This window comes from Micromonospora sp. NBC_01638 (assembly GCF_045209745.1).
Taxonomy (GTDB): domain Bacteria; phylum Actinomycetota; class Actinomycetes; order Mycobacteriales; family Micromonosporaceae; genus Micromonospora.
In genome coordinates this window covers 5,539,589-5,556,409 of record NZ_CP109273.1, presented here as the reverse complement: position 1 = coordinate 5,556,409, position 16,821 = coordinate 5,539,589, and the positions used below count along the sequence as shown (strand labels likewise).

The 16,821-nt window shown below is 71.3% G+C and carries 14 protein-coding genes; 5 read left to right on the top strand and 9 right to left on the bottom strand.

What is annotated here, in order from left to right; translation table 11 throughout:
- Positions 1-90 precede the first annotated feature (90 nt).
- From OG811_RS25920 to OG811_RS25910, 3 genes are all read right to left on the bottom strand, one after another.
- A complete protein-coding gene (locus OG811_RS25920; RefSeq protein WP_406069432.1) occupies positions 91-1,533 on the bottom strand; it encodes a hypothetical protein in 1,443 nt (480 codons plus the stop codon).
- Positions 1,534-1,828: 295 nt separating this feature from the next.
- Positions 1,829-3,583: a thiamine pyrophosphate-binding protein gene (locus tag OG811_RS25915; RefSeq protein WP_406069431.1), complete on the bottom strand. Its 1,755-nt coding sequence runs from the start codon at positions 3,581-3,583 to the stop codon at positions 1,829-1,831.
- Entirely contained in the window at positions 3,576-4,700 is a 1,125-nt protein-coding gene (locus tag OG811_RS25910; RefSeq protein ID WP_406069430.1) for a Vms1/Ankzf1 family peptidyl-tRNA hydrolase, read from the bottom strand. The genes OG811_RS25915 and OG811_RS25910 overlap by 8 nt, the downstream gene beginning before the upstream one ends.
- Before the next feature lie 142 nt (positions 4,701-4,842).
- Between OG811_RS25910 and OG811_RS25905 the strand changes: the two genes are divergently transcribed.
- Positions 4,843-5,391, top strand: coding sequence for a hypothetical protein (locus OG811_RS25905; RefSeq protein ID WP_406075913.1), 549 nt, complete (start codon positions 4,843-4,845; stop codon positions 5,389-5,391).
- A gap of 32 nt (positions 5,392-5,423) precedes the next feature.
- On the opposite strand, the gene OG811_RS25900 is transcribed toward OG811_RS25905, so the two are convergent.
- The gene (locus OG811_RS25900; RefSeq protein WP_406069429.1) at positions 5,424-5,762 is read right to left on the bottom strand and encodes a DUF3817 domain-containing protein; all 339 of its coding nucleotides are present in this window, start codon (positions 5,760-5,762) and stop codon (positions 5,424-5,426) included.
- 155 nt (positions 5,763-5,917) lie between these two features.
- On the opposite strand from OG811_RS25900, the gene OG811_RS25895 reads away from it, so the two are divergent.
- Both OG811_RS25895 and OG811_RS25890 read left to right on the top strand, forming a co-directional pair.
- Complete coding sequence (locus OG811_RS25895) at positions 5,918-7,396, top strand: glutamate--cysteine ligase (protein ID WP_406069427.1); 1,479 nt, start codon at positions 5,918-5,920, stop codon at positions 7,394-7,396.
- Between the two features lie 60 nt (positions 7,397-7,456).
- Positions 7,457-9,268 carry a hypothetical protein gene (locus OG811_RS25890; protein ID WP_406069426.1) on the top strand — a complete coding sequence of 604 codons (1,812 nt, stop codon included), beginning with the start codon at positions 7,457-7,459 and terminating at the stop codon, positions 9,266-9,268.
- Positions 9,269-9,313: 45 nt separating this feature from the next.
- Here OG811_RS25890 and OG811_RS25885 read toward each other — a convergent pair whose 3' ends face one another.
- The 5 genes from OG811_RS25885 to OG811_RS25865 form a co-directional block, all read right to left on the bottom strand.
- A complete protein-coding gene (locus OG811_RS25885) occupies positions 9,314-9,700 on the bottom strand; it encodes a DUF2267 domain-containing protein (protein WP_406069424.1) in 387 nt (128 codons plus the stop codon).
- Positions 9,701-10,018: 318 nt separating this feature from the next.
- Entirely contained in the window at positions 10,019-11,191 is a 1,173-nt protein-coding gene (locus OG811_RS25880; protein WP_406069422.1) for a zinc-dependent alcohol dehydrogenase, read from the bottom strand.
- Between the two features lie 28 nt (positions 11,192-11,219).
- Positions 11,220-12,173, bottom strand: coding sequence for an SRPBCC family protein (locus tag OG811_RS25875; protein WP_406069420.1), 954 nt, complete (start codon positions 12,171-12,173; stop codon positions 11,220-11,222).
- Between the two features lie 159 nt (positions 12,174-12,332).
- Positions 12,333-12,839, bottom strand: a complete 507-nt coding sequence (locus OG811_RS25870) for a DUF6584 family protein (RefSeq protein WP_406069419.1) — start codon at positions 12,837-12,839, stop codon at positions 12,333-12,335.
- A gap of 201 nt (positions 12,840-13,040) precedes the next feature.
- Positions 13,041-13,979: a helix-turn-helix domain-containing protein gene (locus tag OG811_RS25865; RefSeq protein ID WP_406069418.1), complete on the bottom strand. Its 939-nt coding sequence runs from the start codon at positions 13,977-13,979 to the stop codon at positions 13,041-13,043.
- Between the two features lie 97 nt (positions 13,980-14,076).
- On the opposite strand from OG811_RS25865, the gene OG811_RS25860 reads away from it, so the two are divergent.
- Both OG811_RS25860 and OG811_RS25855 read left to right on the top strand, forming a co-directional pair.
- Positions 14,077-15,087: a saccharopine dehydrogenase family protein gene (locus OG811_RS25860; RefSeq protein ID WP_406069416.1), complete on the top strand. Its 1,011-nt coding sequence runs from the start codon at positions 14,077-14,079 to the stop codon at positions 15,085-15,087.
- 356 nt (positions 15,088-15,443) lie between these two features.
- Positions 15,444-16,736: a GNAT family N-acetyltransferase gene (locus OG811_RS25855; RefSeq protein WP_406069414.1), complete on the top strand. Its 1,293-nt coding sequence runs from the start codon at positions 15,444-15,446 to the stop codon at positions 16,734-16,736.
- The last annotated feature ends 85 nt before the right edge of the window (positions 16,737-16,821 follow it).

Here is a 16,821-nt window from a genome sequence, read left to right as displayed (position 1 = left end):
TTCAGGCCGTCGCAGCCAGCGATGTTCCCGCTCCGTAGGTACTCAATCACGGGACCCCGGGTTCGCGAGGATGTTTCGGCGTGCTCCGCCTCAGGAGACCAGCAACCCCTGGTGGCCGCCGCTGTCGCGGAGCACGGCCAACGCCTCGGCGACCCCCAGCGGGGGCGGCGCGGGCAGGTCGTACGGCTGGGCACGCAGAACCTCGGTGGCCCGGCGGGTGGGCACCGAGGTGACCGGGTACCCCCGGGCGGCAGTCCGGTCCAAGGCCCGCCGCCGCCGCCCGAACCCGGCCACCGCCAGCCACTGCGGCAACCCCGCCAGGGCGGGCGAGCGCACCCCGGGCGGCTCGGGCAACACGTCCACCGAGCTGAACGCCTCGCTGCCGGCCAGCCACCACTCGGCCTCGTCGACGCTGCGCCGGGTGGCGTTCTCACACCAGTACGGCACCAGCCCCGCCCGCACCACCTGCCACGGGTCGAGCAGCCGGCCGCACTCCACCACCAACCGGTTACCGGTCTTGCCTGCGCCGCGCAGCCACCGCCGGTACAGGTCGGCCACGCCCGCGCTCAGCGCCGCCGGCCGGGGCACCAGCACCCGGTGCAGCGGGTGCTCGTGCCGTGCCGACCAGTCCCGCGCGGCAAGCTCGAAGCCTGAGTCGACGCCGTGCTCGGCGTAACCCGACGGTACGGACACCTCCGGCGGCTCCCACCGGGCCGCATCGCCGCCGACGGAGCGCAGCACCTGCCGCAGCACCTGGCTGTCCGGGTGGAAGTCGACCGGGTCCAACCCACTGGCCGGGCAACCGACCTGGAAGCTGTGCCCGACACCGCGCTCCAGCACCGGCCAGGTGCGCGCGTCGCAGACCAGCAGCACCGGGGCACCCGGGAGCAGCCGGTCGGCCAGGAACTGCGCGTACGCGGCCGGCAGGGCCCTGAACGCGGCGGCCAACGACACCGTCGCCCCGCTCAACGGGCCACGGCTGGCCGGGCAGTGCACCTGGCGTAGGTGCAGGTCGGCATTGCCGGCGAGCAGCCGGGTGGCGAGTGCCGCGCCGTGCTCCAGGGCGTCCGCCGGGCGGTCCACCGCGCCGTCGGACCAGTGCACCGACATCTCGAAGCCGGCCGGCAACCAGGGCACGCCGAGAGCCACCGCAAGGTGTGCCGTCGCGCCGTGCGGAGAGCCGATCAGCACTCCGGGGTAGCGCCGGCGGGGGTACTGGTCGACGAACCAGTGGGCTACCCGGGCGGCGTCCACCTCGTCGACCTGGGCCACGGTGATCGCGACCCGACCGGCGGCGCGGGTGACCGCGGCGCGGCGTACCGGCTCCGGAGCGCCGGGGAACCGCGAGGTCGGCCCGGTGTGCCCGAGGTCGGCGCAGTCCTCCCCCCGCAGCGCCCGGGCGGTGGCGGCGACCAGCACCCGGGCGGTGCTGCCCGCAGCCACGACCCGGTCGCCGGCAAGACCGGCGCCATCGGCCGTGAGCACCTTGTGCACCTTGTGCACCGGCCCCACCTTGCCTCGTTCGCTCACCACGCGGCCCGGCTTCCCGTCCCGATGGGGTTCAAACGGAACATCACCCACCCGGCGGCACATTCCGCTGCTCATTGGGGTGCGCCGGTCATCACCGGCGTTCGGTCGCTCGGATTCCGCCCAGGCCAGGGCGGGCACTTCCGGGGCCATGCGCACCGACGACACCAGCGAGCCCGTGCCCTTTGCTCTCCTTCAACGGGACGCAACGCTGGGAGGCATAAGGCGTTGCGTGGGTTGAAGCAGAGCAAAAGAGGCCCGCAGGGGCGACCAGGCGCCCCTGCGAACCCCAGCCGCGGCGCTAAACGAGATCTTGGGCGTTCGCGGTGGCCTCCACCTGCTCCCGGACCTTCCGGGCGGGGGCACCGTCGGCGTACAGGCCCCGCAGGTCAGCGAACGCCGGCTCCGGCGGCGCCAACGACACCCCCGCGTCGACAACGGCCTCCAGTACGCAGGGACGGTCGGCGGCCAGCGCCTCGTCCCAGGCCGCGCCGACCAGCTCCGGGCGGTCCACCCGCAGACCGTGCAGCCCGAGCAGCCGGGCCCAACCGGCGTACGGCACGTCGGGGCGGCGGTGGGTCGGGTCGGACGACAGCTCCCGCCCGCCACCCATGCCGTTCTGGTCCCGGTTGTTGAGCACCAGCACCACCAGTCGAGGGTCCCGCCACTTCTGCCAGTGGTGCGACACGGTGATCAGCTCGGCGAGCCCGTTGAGCTGCATCGCCCCGTCACCGACCAACGCGATCACCGGTTGGTCCGGGGCGGCGAGCTTGGCGGCCACCGCGTACGGCAGTGCGCAGCCCATCGAGCCGAGGGTGCCGCACAGGTGCGCGTTCACCCCGGGTGGCAGGGTGAGGTGTCGGGCGTACCAGTAGAGGACCGAGCCGACGTCGACCGCGACCGCGCCGGTGCCCGGCATCCGGGTGGACAGCTCCTGGAGTACGAGCTGCGGGTTGACCGGGTCGGCGGGCGCCGTGGCCCGGTCGGCGGCGACCTCCCGCCACCGGTCCACCGAGCTCTCCACTGTGGCGCGCCACCGCTGCTCGGGCCGACCGTGCACCCGGGTCAGCAGCGCCCGCAGCGTCTCGGCGGCGTCACCGACCAGCGGCACGTCGGCCGGGTAGCGGCTGCCGATCCGGCGGCCGTCGATGTCGATCTGCACCGTGCGGGCCTGCTCAGGCATCGGGAGGTAGTCGGTCCACGGGTCGTTGGTGCCGACCATCAGCAGCGTGTCGCAGCCGCCCATCAGCTCGGCCGCGGCTGGTGTGCCGACCTCGCCGAGCACCCCGGTGTGAAACGGCAGCCGCTCGTCGAGCACCGGCTTGCCCAGCAGTGAGGTGGCCACCCCGGCGCCGAGCCGGTCGGCCATCTCGATGATCTCGGCGGCCGCGTCCCGGCCGCCCTGGCCGACCAGGATCGCGGTGCGCTGACCGCCGCTGAGCAGCTGCGCGGCGGCGTCGAGGTCCACCTCGTGGGGCAGCACCCGGGCCAGCGGCTCACCGGGGGTCGCGGAGATCACCCCGGCGGCGTACGACTGCAGGTCGGGCACCAGGGCCTCCTGCAACTGCCGGGGCAGCACGACACAGGTCGGGCTGCGGGTCGCCGCCGCCGTACGGAACGCCTGGTCCAGCAGTGCACCCACGTCCTCGGGGCTGCGGCCGTGCTCGACGAACTGGTTGCACACGTCGCCGAAGAGCCGGCTCAACCCGATCTCCTGGTGCGCGCCGCCGAGCGGCCCGGAGATGTCCTCCCCGACGATCGCCACCACCGGCTTGCTGTCCAGCTTGGCGTCGTAGAGGCCGTTGAGCAGTTGGACGGCGCTGGGCCCCTGGGTGGCGAGGCAGACCCCGATGCCGCCGGTGAACTTGGCGTGCCCGGTGGCCATGAACGAGGCGGTCTCCTCGTGCCGGGCCGGGATGAACGCCGGCTCCCCGCCGGTGCGGTCCAACGCGTCGACCAGCGGGGCGATCGCCTCGCCCGGAAACCCGAAGGCGCGGGGCACCCGCCACGCCAGGAGCCGCTCCACCACGACGTCCGCCACACGGCGCTCAGCCATTGCCGCGCCCCGGTGTGCCGAGGTCGACGTAGCGCAGCACCGCTCCGACACCGTCGGTGAGCTCGGGTGCCTCGTCCGGGCCCAGCACGGTCAGCGCCGCGTCGGTGCCGACGAGCGCCCGGATCAGCGCCGCGTCGGCGCGTACCCGCTGCGGGTCGGCCACCGACATCGCGGCCAACTGCCCGGGGTCGACGGCGATCTCGGTGGGCTCGGGGCCGATCCACAACTCACCGTTGGCCGACGGGTCATCCACAATGATCATCATGTCGACCTGGTTGCGTTGCAGGGCCGAGACGACCGCGTCGAGACCGCCGCCCACGTCCTCCTGCACGCCGAACTTGTCCAGCGCGGCGGCGATCCGCTGGTCGGCGACCTCCGCGATGGTCTGCACGGTGAGGTCGTCCAGCATCGTCAGGTCCGCGCCGCCGGCCCGGGACCCGGCGTCGGTGCGGACCACGAGGTCCTGCCACCGCTCCGGCATCTGGGCGGCGATCATCCCGGTCGCCCGGACGTCACCGGCAACGACCACCACGTCCGCGCCGACCCGGTCGGCCAGGTCCACGGTCGCCGCGGTCACGTCGCCAGCGTTCTGGTGCCACGCCTCCATGGCCGCCCGCTGATAGCGCGACTGGGACCAACCGCCCGGCTTCGCCCGCCGCAGCGGGAACTCGTCCCGGCCGGCGACGTGCGCCCGCCGGGGCACCCCGCCGGCGCTGACCGCCATCGCGTCCGCCCCGGTCCGGTCGGCCAGCACCCGCACCCAGGCCACCTGCTCACCGCGCTGGGCGAGCAGCGGCATCACGTGCGGGAGTGGCCCGTAACTGGCCAGATCGCGCAGTGGTGGCGCGGACAGATACTCGGAGAGCACCACCCGGCCGTGACTGGCGAAGACTGCCAGACCGTAGTCCCCGACCATCGGGTCGTGCCCACGGATCACCCGGTCCAACGCGGCGACGCTCGCCTCGTCCGCTCCCTGTTCGATGAGCCGACTTTGCAAGGCTCGCCAGCGCAGGTCCAGGGCGGGATGGGCGTCCTCCGTGTCCGCGGAGGCATCCAGATACACCGAGCACCACGGCCCGGGACGGTCGTAGAGCGGGCGCAGGAAGGACAGCTGCATGCTCGACCCCTTTCCAGCTCGGCCCCCCGCTTACCCGGGTCGCCCGGGATGTCACCTCGCAGCCGTGAGCCCGTGACCAGGTTTCATTCACGTCGTTCAACCGAGGACGTCGATACGATCAGTGAACACAAGCGGACTCTCGGTGGTGGGGATGGACAGCGGACTCGAAATCCGACGGATCGCGCACCCGACGGAACGAATCGTCACGGGACGGCTGATCCGCCTGCTCGACGGCTACACCCGGGAGGTGCGCATCGGTCAGCCGGTGCTGGTGGCGGTGCTCGCCGCAGCGGCGATCGCCCAGCTACCCGCTCTGCTGCTGCGCGCGCTCTTCTCCTTCGGCGGTGGCGGCACCCGCCGACGCTGGAAGCAGCTGAAGCAGGGCCCGGAATACCTGGTCACCCCGGTGCGACTGCGCAACACCGCCGGTCAGCTCTGCGAGGTGGAGCTGCACGGTCACCTGCCGCAGAGCGCCCTGCACCCGGCGGACCAGGTGCAACTCACCCTGCGCCCGCAACGCGACCCGGAGCTGCCACCCCGGATCGAGCGGATCGTCAACCTCACCACCGGGCAGCTGCTGACCCCACGTACCGCGACGCTCTGGTCGCACCTCGGGCCGCCGCTGTTGTTGCAGGCGGTGCTGGGCCTGGTGTTGCTCGCCGGCATCGCGGCCTGCTCCGCGCTGACCTGATCTGAGCGCCCGGGCTCTTCCCCGGTCGGCGCTCAGCCGACCGGGGCGGGCTCGCGGGCCGGTTGGCGGTCGACACCGAGCATCCCCCGGCGGCGGGCCCAACGCTCGTAGGCCAGGGTGGCGAACGGCGGCACCGCGCTGGCCAGGGCCACCGCCGTGGCGAGCAGGCTCCACCGGTGCAGCCGGGCCACGACCAGCACCAGCAGGACGTACGCGACGAACAGGCCGCCGTGGATCGGGCCGAAGATCTTGACGCCCAGCTCGTTGCCCGGCGGGCCGTACTTGACCAGCATGCCGACCAGCAGAGCCAGCCAGGAGCAGGCCTCGGCGATCGCCGCCGCGACGAACAGCCGGGTCACTTTCTCGCGCATCCGCACGCCACCACCTCTCAGGGCCGTAATGCTATCGGGGCGGCCTGAGTGGGCTATCAGGGCGGGCAGGTGGGTAGGAAGGGACCATCGGGTCTATCCCCGCCCACCGCGGACGTGCGAGGTTAGGGGGGACCAGCGGTGACAAGGTGGTGACCATGGGCGAGGACGTCAGCGTACGAACCTTCAGTCGAGAGGATCGCGCCCGCTATCGCGACAAGGTCCGCCGCTGCCTGGATGTCTTCGCCGAAATGCTGCGCGAGTCGCGCTTCGACGTGGACCGGCCGATGACCGGCGTGGAAATCGAGCTGAATCTGGTCGACGAGGCGTCGAATCCGGCGATGCGCAACGCCGACGTGCTGGCGGCCATCTCCGATTCGAGTTTCCAGACCGAGTTGGGCCAGTTCAACATCGAGATCAACGTGCCGCCGCGCCGGCTGACCGGCACCGGCACCGCTGACTTCGAGGAGTACGTGCGGGCCAGCCTCAACGCCGCCGAGGTGAAGGCCCGGGCGATCGGCGCGCACATGGTCATGATCGGGATTCTGCCGACGCTGCGCCCGGAGCATCTGACCGCCGAGACGCTCTCGGCCAACCCCCGCTACAAGCTGCTCAACGAGCAGATCTTCGCGGCCCGCGGTGAGGACCTGTCGATCGCCCTCAGCGGCGTGGAACGGTTGGCGGTCACCGCCGACACGATCACCCCGGAGGCGGCCTGCACCAGCACCCAGTTCCACCTGCAGGTCAGCCCGGCCCAGTTCGCCGACTACTGGAACGCCGCCCAGGCGGTCGCCGGCATCCAGGTCGCGGTCGGCGCGAACTCGCCGCTGTTCTTCGGCCGGGAACTGTGGCGCGAGACCCGCATCCCGCTGTTCCAGCAGGCCACCGACACCCGATCGGAAGAAATCAAAGCCCAGGGGGTACGCCCCAGGGTCTGGTTCGGCGAACGCTGGATCACCAATGTGTTCGACCTGTTCGAGGAGAATGTGCGCTACTTCCCGGCGCTGCTGCCGGTCTGCGATCCGGAGGACCCGATGCAGGCCCTCGCGGCCGGCGAGGTGCCCAAGCTCGCCGAGCTGCGCCTGCACAACGGCACCGTCTACCGGTGGAACCGCCCGGTGTACGACGTGTCGCGTGGCCGGCCGCACCTACGGGTGGAAAACCGGGTGCTGCCCGCCGGCCCGACCGTGCTGGACACCATCGCCAACGGCGCCTTCTATTTCGGGCTGGTCCGCGCCCTCGCCGAATCGGACCGGCCACTGTGGTCGCAGATGTCGTTCAGCGCCGCGGAGGAAAACTTCACCAGCTGCGCCCGGCACGGCATCGACGCGCAGGTCTTCTGGCCCGGCCTCGGCTACCTGCCGGTGACCGAGCTGGTGCTGCGCCGGTTGCTGCCGCTGGCGCATCACGGCCTGGACCGGTGGGGGCTCGACCCGGCCGAACGCGACCGGCTGCTCGGCATCATCGAGCAGCGCTGCCTGACCAGCCGCAACGGCGCGACCTGGCAGGTGGAGACGCTGCACCGGTTCGAGTCCGCCGACCACCTGGACCGGCCGGAGGCGCTGCGCGAGGTGGTCCGCCACTACGTGGACCTGATGCACAGCAACCGGCCGGTGCACGAGTGGCCGATCCCCTGAGCGGGCGCCACTCCCCCGGCCTGTCCCGGGTGGGCGTACCCGTCGTTGATGATGGGTGCCATGACGTCAGTGGGCGCCCAGCGGGTGCGGGATACGAACAGCGCGACGCGCAGTCCGGTGGAGCAGCGACTGATCGAGTCCGTCGCCCGTGGCGAGGTGCTCGACCTGGCCGGGGACGGGCCGGTCGACGAGGAGGCGATGCGCTCCTGGGGCGACGACCACGCGATCTCGGCCTCGGTCATCCGTGAGCTGGTGCGCGGCCTGCTGGTCAGCGAGCCCGACCCGCACGGCCTGCGGCTGCGCGGGGCTCGGATCGTCGGCCAGATCGACCTGGAGAACGTCACCAGTGACCTGGCACTGGAACTGCGCGACTGCCTGCTGCCCGACGGTGTCAACCTGCGCAACGCCCGCCTGTCGGCGGTCGCCCTGAGCGGGTGCCGCATCGAGCAGGCGCCCGGCTCAGCGGACGCGGCACTGGAGGCCACACGCTGTGCCGCCAGGGTGTTCTCGCTCGAGGGGAGCACGGTGAGCGCTGACGCCATCGCCGGCACCATTCGTCTCGCCGCCGCCCGCGTCGGCACGCTGGACTGCCGCAGCGCGCGGTGGGAGAACAGCACCGGACCAGCCCTGGACGCCGACGGCCTCACCGTCGACCAGAGCGTGTTCCTGAATGACGGCCTCACCGCCACCAGCCCCAGCGCGCGCGGCACCGTCCGGCTGCTCGGTGCCCACATCGGCGGCCAGCTCAACTGCGGTGGGGCACGGCTGGAAAACACCGTCGGCCCGGCGCTCAACGCCGACAACCTCCGAGTCGACCAGGACGTGCTGCTGTGCAACGGCTTCAGCGCCACCAGCGCCAGCGAGCAGGGCACCATCCGGCTCATCGGCGCGCACATCGGTTCGCTGAGCGCGGGCGGTGCGCGGCTCACGAACACCGCCGGACCGGTCCTCGACGCCGACGGCCTCACCGTCGACCGGGACCTGGCCCTGGATCATGGCTTCACCGCCAGCAGCGCCAGTGCGTGGGGCGGCGTCGGCCTGGCCGGCGCCCACATCGGTGGGCTCCTGGCCTGCGGTGGGGCGCAACTGGAGAACACGACCGGCCCCGCCCTCGACCTGAACGGCCTTCGGGTCGACCAGGACGTGCTCCTCAATGACGGGTTCAGTGCCACCAGCGGCGGTGACGAGGTGGTGGTGCTGGTGCTGGCCGGGGCCAGGGTCGGCGGGACTCTCCGCCTCGACACCGATCGGGTGGCCCGCACGGCACCGGGCCCGGGACCGCTCGTCGAGTTGGAAGGGCTCACCTACAGCGGGCTGCCACGGCCGGCGTCACTGCGGCGCTGGCTGACCCTGCTGGGCGAGCACACGCCCCGTTACAGCGCCCAGCCCTACCAGCATCTCGCCGCCGCCTACCGGGCCGCCGGCCATGACCGCGACGCCCGCACCATCCTCATCGCCCAACGCCGCGACCAACTCCAGCGTGCCGGGCTGAGCGCCGCCGAACGCTTTTGGGGTCGCCTCATCGGAATCACCCTCGGCTACGGCTACCAGCCCTGGCGCGCCCTGCTCCTGCTCCTCGCCACACTGGCGGTCGCCGTCGCGCTCAGCGTCGTCGGCGGCCACCACAGCGGCCTCACGCAGAAGCCGCTGACCAGCGGAGCTGCCACCGCCTGCACGACCATCGACCAGATCGGTGTCGGCCTCGACCTCGGCGCGCCACTGCTCAAGACCGGCGCCCGGGACCGCTGCCAACCGACCGACACCGCTGCCGGTCAGACCCTCACCATCGCCGGCTGGATCCTGCAACTGCTCGCCTGGAGCTTCGCCACCCTCTTCATCGCCGGCTTCACCAGCGCGGTCCGCAAGACCTGACCAAACACCGACCTGCTCCGGGCGCGTTGCGGCCGGGGGCGGTGCTCAGCCGCGCGGGGTGGGAACACCGAAGAGATCGATGATGCCGGCGGGAAGCTGAGCGAGCAGGTCGTGACGCTCGTCGTCATTGAGCGCCTCGGCGACGGTACGCAACACCGCCGAGGCGTGTTGACGCACCTGGTCCGCGTCCGCGACCTGCTCCCGGTCGCCGACGTGCTTCAGGAACTCGCCGACGTCCCACCGGCGGCCCTGTGGGTTACGGGTGACGGACGTGTCCAGCCGCTCCGGTAGCTGTGCCGCGAGGTTGTCGGCCTCCTGTCCGGCGAGCCGTTCGCCGAGCACCGACAGGACGGCCTGTACGGACCGCACGGCCTCGTTCTCCCCGAGGTCCGCGCGCCGCCGTACCGTGGTGATCATCTGCTCGTACTCCATGACCCGCTCCTTCCGTCTCCTCGACCGGCCGTCAGGCCTGCCGGCGGACGAACGGGGCGAGTTCCCCGGCTCCCTGGCCGCAAACGGGGTCACGCGTCGACCCGGACTGTGCGTCATCGGGCGGACACGGCCTCACATCTCGCCGCGAACCAGGCGGATCAGCCGGTCGAGGACGCGGCCCTCGCTTTCCCGCAGGCCGTCGTGCTCGTACTCGTTGGTGATCCAGGGGCGCAGCAGCTCCGCCGCCTCGGCCAGCGGGCGGTCCCGATGCCTCCGAATGTCGCCGCCACCGTACGCGACGCGGCGTCATCCGCCCGGTCAGACCGTGAGCAGCACCTTCGTACAGTCGTCCTGCTTCTTTTGGAAGATCTTGTAGCCCTTCGGGGCGTCACGCAGCGGCATCCGGTGGCTGACGATGAAGCTCGGGTCTATCTCGCCGCGCTGGATCCGCTCCAGCAGCGGCCGGGTGTAGCGCTGGACGTGGCACTGACCGGTCCGCATCACCAGCGACCGGTTCATGAACGCGCCCATGGGGAACTTGTCGACGAAACCGCCGTACGCGCCGATGACCGAGACCACCCCTCCGGAGCGGCAGGCGAGGATCGCCTGCCGGAGCGCGAACGGCCGTTCCGTCTCGGTGCGGGTGGCCTGCTTGGCCCGGTCGTACGCGTAGACGGCGGCATTGCCGTGGTGGCCCTCCAGGCCGACCGCGTCGATGCACGCGTCGGGCCCTCGGCCGGCGGTCAGCTCGTTGAGCGTGTTCAGCACGTCAGCCTGCTCGTAGTTGATCGTCTCGGCGCCGATGTGCTCCTCGGCCAGCCGCAGCCGGTACGCGAACCGGTCGATGACGATGACCCGCTCCGCGCCGAGCAGCCGGGCGCTGGCGGCGGCGAGCAGCCCGACCGGCCCGGCGCCCCAGACGGCGATCACCTGCCCGGGTTTGATGTCGCACATCTCGGCGCCCATGTAGCCCGTCGGGAACGCGTCGGCGAGCATGACCGCCTGGTCGTCGGGGATTTCGTCGGGCACCTTGAGCGGGCCGACGTCGGCGAACGGCACCCGAGCGTATTCGGCCTGACCGCCCGCGTAGCCGCCGAGCAGGTGGGAGTAGCCGAAGATGCCGGCCGGCGAGTGGCCCATGATCTTCTCGGCGATGCCGGCGTTGGGGTTGGAGTTCTCGCAGACCGAGTAGAGGCCGCGCTGACAGGACGAGCAGTGTCCGCAGGCGATCGGGAAGGGCACCACCACCCGGTCGCCGGGTTTGAGGTTGCGGACCTCCGGGCCAACCTCCACCACCTCGCCCAGGAACTCGTGGCCGAGGATGTCGCCCTTGCGCATGGCGGGGATGTAGCCGTGGTAGAGGTGCAGGTCGGAGCCGCAGATCGCGGTGGTGCTGATCTTCACGATCGCGTCCCGCGCATTCATGATCTTCGGGTCGGGTACGTCGATCACCTTGACGCTGTCGGTGCCCATCCAGGCGGTGGCCTTCATTTTCGGTCCCTCTCGGAGCTCGGGTGCGTCAGCGGCGGCGAGACGGCGGCAGCGGCTGGGCGGGGCGCTGCATGGCCTGTTGGCGTACGGAGATGCCGTTGGGGCTGCCCTCGGAGCGGACGACCTCGCCCGTCTCCAGCACCTGCTTGAACCGACGCAGGTCGTCGCGGACCTGCTGCTCGGGTCCCTCACCGAAGAGCTTCGCCACCATCCGGCCGAGCGCGCCGGCCGGCGGCGCGTAGCGCAACTCCACCCGAACCTCGGTGCCCCGGTCACCGGGCGCGGGCACGAACCGCACCCGCCCGGCATTGGGCACCCGGGTGCCCGGCAGCGAACGCCAGGTGATCGACCTGTTCGGCTGGTCGTCGATGATCTCGGCGTCCCACTCGACGCGGTGACCGGCCGGGCCGCGGGCGATCCAGTGCGAACGGCGGAGGTCGTCGGCGCGCACCGACTCCAGGTGCGCCATGAACCGGGGCAGGTTCTCCATGTCCCGCCAGAACCGGTACGCCTCGGCGGGTGAACGGTTCACCGTCACCGCGATCTCCATCCGGATCAACCGGGCCCGCGCGCGTCGCGCCCGCCCGATCCGTACGGCGGCGAGCACGTCGACGGCGGCGATGCCGGCGATCGCGGCGCTGGTCAGTGTCAGCCGGCGGCGCTGTTCACCACTGCGGTCCGCCAGGGCCCGGCCGAGCAGGGTCAGGTCCATGGCGTCGCCGACCACCCGGCTCCAGGCCCAGCCGGCCGGGCGACGGCCGCTGAGCAGGCCGGCGGCGCTGCCCAACTCCCGCACGCCGACGGCCGGGATCACCGCCCGCGCCGCTGCGGAGTCGTGCACCCCGATCAGTCGCGCGAGGGGCCCGGGCGCGACCAGGGCGCCGACGCCCAGGGCCAGGCTCAGCAGGCCCAGCGTGCTCGGCAGCGTCGCCGGCACCGGCCCGTCCAGCTCCGGCAGGAGCACAGTGTCGACACGGTCCATGTCCGATCCCGTCCGGTCGGCGTGACCGCCGGCGGGCCGGCGGAGCGGCGGTGCCGCCACCGTGACGTTATGCCGTACATGTGACGCCTGTGCCCGGTTCGCAGCAGAACGTCCGATGCGAGCAGCACGATCGGCGACGTGTCCTCCAAGCCCGGCGGCCTACAGCGCCCACCGGATCACGGTGATCAGGCCGACGACGGTCAGAGCAACCAGAATCAGACCGATCACCGCCGCCACCAGGCAGCCCAGATCGTCCTGCCACGAGCCGGCCTCCCCGGGCCGGGGCCCGCCCTCCGTCCAAGCGACCGGGGTGGGGCCTTCCTGCCCGGCCTGCTCGACCAACCGACCGAGCCGCGCGCCCGCCACCGGGCCGAGCCGCTCGGTCGGGTCCCCGGTCACCTTCAGACCGAGCAGGCGTTGCCAGGCCCCCGGGCAGGACCTCTCGAACGCGGTGATCTCCTCCACGCTGGCGTCCTCGCTGAGGAACCCCCACCGCCCCGCCTCGGCCACGTTGCCCACCTGCCGGTACAGCGCGGCACGCCGATCGCGCAGCTCCAGGTCGTCGGGGTACGCGGCGTTCAGGCTCGACAGCCGCTGCATCGCGGGGTGGACGTGCCCACGCCGCAGGTCGGCCTCGACCTTCGCCAGCACGTGCTCTTTCGCCATAGCGGACATTCTGAGCGGTACGCGTGCCGCGTCACCAGTCGAATACCGCTGGCCGACGGCAGGCTCTCCGCGAGCGGCAACTGGGCCCCGTGCTCGACGACATCACCGTCCCGGTGCGGTACGTGCTCGCTTCGGGGACGTCCCCCGGAAGCCGCGGTGACGAGCAGGAACGGCCGGGGTGACCGGGTCGGGGCGGTGCCGTCAGGCGCTGCGGAAGGTACGCCGGTAGGCGTCCGGAGGCACGCCGACGGTGCGGTGGAAGTGCCGGCGCAGTGTCGTGGCGGTGCCCATGCCGGCCGCCTCGGCGATGACGTCGATGCTGTCGTCGCTGTTCTCCAGCAACTCCTGGGCGCGACGGATCCGCTGCGTCGACAGCCATTGCAGCGGGGTGGTGCCGGTTGCGGACCTGAAGTGGCGGGCCAGGTGGCGTGAGCTCATGTTCGCCTGGCGGGCCAGGTCCTCCACGGTCAGCGGCTGGTCCAGCCGTTCCATCGCCCAGGGGAACAGGGTGGCGAGCCGGTGGTCGTCGCGGGCGGGCACCGGAGTGGTGACGAACTGGGCCTGACCGCCGGCCCGGTGCGGGGGCACGACCAGGCGGCGGGCGACGGCGTTGGCGACCGTTGAGCCGTGGTCGCGGCGGATCAGGTGCAGGCACAGGTCGATCGCGGCGGCTTTGCCGGCGGACGCGAGCACGGTGCCGTTGTCGACGTAGAGCACATCCGGGTCGACCCGCACCCGGGGGTAGCGGGCGGCCAGCGCCTCGGTGTGGGCCCAGTGGGTGGTGGCGCGCAGCCCGTCCAGCACCCCGGCGGCGGCCAGCACGAACGCACCGGTGCACAGCGAGACCATCCGGGCGCCCGCCTCGTGGGCCGCACGGACGGCGTCGAGCAGGTCGGAGGGTACGTCCGCGTCGATGTCCGCCACGGCGGGGATGATCACGGTGTCGGCGTGGGCGAGGCGGTCCAAGTCGTCGTCCGGCTCCATCAGGAAGCGGCCGATCCGGACCGGGCCTGGGCCGCAGACCACGACGTCGTACCACGGGTGTCCCAGACCGGACGGGTCGTGGACGAAGACCTCGCAGGCCATGGCCACCTCGAAGTGCAGCATCCCGTCGGTGGCGGCGATCGCGATGGTGCCCATGTCCGAAACTGTACGGGGTATGGCGTTCCCGACACTCGTCGAGGGCGACCGCCGCTGGGAGGCTCTCCGTAGTCGATCTTCTGAGGGGAACCTACCGATGAGTCAGAGCGTGGCGGTGTTCGGGGCGTATGGACACACCGGACGGTTCGTGGTGACAAAGCTGAGCGAACGCGGGTTCGTCCCACTCCTCCTCGGTCGTGATGAGGGCAAGCTCCGGGCGCTGGCGGAGTCGCTCGAATACCGGGTGGCGTCGGTCGACGAGCCGGCCTCACTCGACCGGGCGCTGACGGGCACGGACGCGGTCATCAACTGCGCCGGCCCGTTCGCCTCGACCGCCGCCCCGGTGATCGAGGCTGCCCTGCGGGCCAGGATCCCGTACGTGGATGTGGCGGCCGAGATCGAGGCCAACGTCGACACGTTCACGCACTTCGCCGAACGTGCCCGGACCGCGAGCGTCGCGGTGGTCCCGGCGATGGCGTTCTTCGGCGGGCTCGGCGATCTGCTGGTGACGGCGGCGATGGGCGACTGGACGTCGGCGGACGAGGCGCACATCGCGTACGGATTGAGCAGTTGGCATCCCACGGCCGGGACCCTCGCCGCCGGCACCGTCTCTCGCGAGCGGCGCGGTGGTCGCCGGGTCCGCTACACCGGTGGCCGGCTCGAGTACTACGTCGACGAGCACGACCTGCCGAGGATGGAGTGGGATTTTCCCGAGCCGCTGGGCCGCCGGAGCGTCTTCGGCGAGTTCACCATGACCGACGTCGTCACCGTCCCCAGCCACCTGGTCATCTCCGAGGTGCGCACGTACATGACCGCCGACGCCGCCACGGGCCTGGCCGCCGGGAACGCACCGGTCGCGATCGACGCGCTCGGCCGGTCCGCGCAGACGTTCACGGTCGACGTCATCGTGCGCTCCGGCGACACGCAGCGACGCGTCGTCGCCAGCGGCCAGGACATCTACGCCGTCAGCGCGCCCCTGGCGGTCGAGGCGGTCCGCCGCATTCTCACCGGCCAGACGAGGACGAGCGGCGTTGCCTCCGCCGGCGAGATCTTCGACGCGCCCGACTTCCTCCGCGCGCTGTCGCCGTCCATCTCGGTCGAACCTTAATTCGTTCCCCCGTGAATTGATGCAGGCACCCCTTCAAGAGCATGCGCATCTACTACGGCTCGCGGGTAAAAGACCCGTCGACCGTCAAGCCTTTCCCGCCGGGCCTGCTCGTGGTCGAAGGCGACGCCAGAGGGGGTCATGGCTCGTCGCTGGTGAGCAAGCTGCCGAGGTCGGGTTTCCAAGGTCTTCGGTGTGCTTGGGGGCGAAGGCCCTGCGGCGGCAGGTGCTGCCGGCCCCGGAGCAGCACGTGGAGGTTGTGGACTTTGCCTTCGCAGCCTGTGGTCATAGCCAGGGGCGTGTGGTGGGGCTCCGAATCCTCGTTGCACCAGCCCCGGTGGATCTGAAAGATACGGGCCGTGAAGATCGAGATCCGACCCATAACCCGAGCCGAGGCAGTCGACTACCTCAAGGTGTTGCCGTTCGCCAACGGACTGCCGAACTGGGAGCCGGCACCGGCAGCGTGGCACGGCGGCCCCGAGGCATGGCCTCAGCCGAACAAGCCGGCGACCGATCAGCAGCTGGAGTGCTGGGCCGACGAGGTGATGGCCGATCACTTCCATCCCCAGGCCGCTTTCGTTGACGGGAAGCTGGTGGGCGGATCGGCGATGGTCTCGCTGGCCATAACCGCCCCCGGCCTGCGTCCCGTTCCGCTCGGCGGTGTCACTGCGACGGGGGTGATCGCGACCCACCGCCGGCAGGGACTCCTCCGCGGCATCATGCAGGCGATGTTCGACGAGGCCCTCGGGCGTGGCGAGCCGCTGGCGGCCCTGAGTGCCAGCGAGGGCGGAATTTACGGACGTTTCGGGTTTTCTCCGGCGACGATGCGTGTTCGATGGGAGCTGGAACGCAGCGATGCCATGTTCATCGATCGAAAGCCGGCGTCGGGTTCTCTGGAGCTGGTGGACGCCGCGACGGCGCGGCTGGCCTGGCCGGAGATCCACGAGCAGATCCGTCATCGTCAGGTCGGTGAACTCGCCCCCCAGCCCGACCAGTGGGCGGGTCTGACGGATGACCCCGCCGGCTCTGACGGATCGATGCGGTATCTGGTGCATCGCAATCCGCAAGGCAAGCTTGACGGCGTTGCGAATTTCCGGCTGCCGTGGTCGCCGGCCCTGGAACACGCCGGAACGCTCGTCGTCGACGGCTTCCAGGCGGTGAGCTCGGACGCCTACCGCGCGATGTGGATGCTTCTGACCGACTTCGATCTCACCCGAAAGGTCGTGACACCGTCTCGGCCGATCGACGAGCCGCTTCGCTGGCTACTGCGCAATCCACGCGCGATGCGGATCACTCGGCAGTCTGACAACTTGTGGCTTCGCATCCTGGACCTACCGACCGCCTTGGCCGCGCGTGCCTACGAAAGCACCGCGGATCTGACGATCGCCATCGATGCTGACACCATGTGTCCGGGCAACACTGGCGTCTGGCACCTGGTAGTTACCCCCGAGGGCGCAACGTGTTCTCCCACTAATGCGCGGCCTGACCTCACGATGGACATCCAGGCGCTCGGTTCCTTGTATCTCGGCGGGATGTCGGCTGCTGTCCTGGCTGCGGCCGGACGCATCCGCCCCCACCGTCCCGGCGCCTTGGCCGACATCACCCGTGTCTTCCGTGTTGACCCAGAGCCGTTCAACTCCTTCGGGTTTTAACCGTCTTTGATCAGGTCAGGTGGCGAGTTCTACGAGCGGCACAACGGCTTACCCGCACTCCGTTCCCCGAAATCCGCCACTCAAG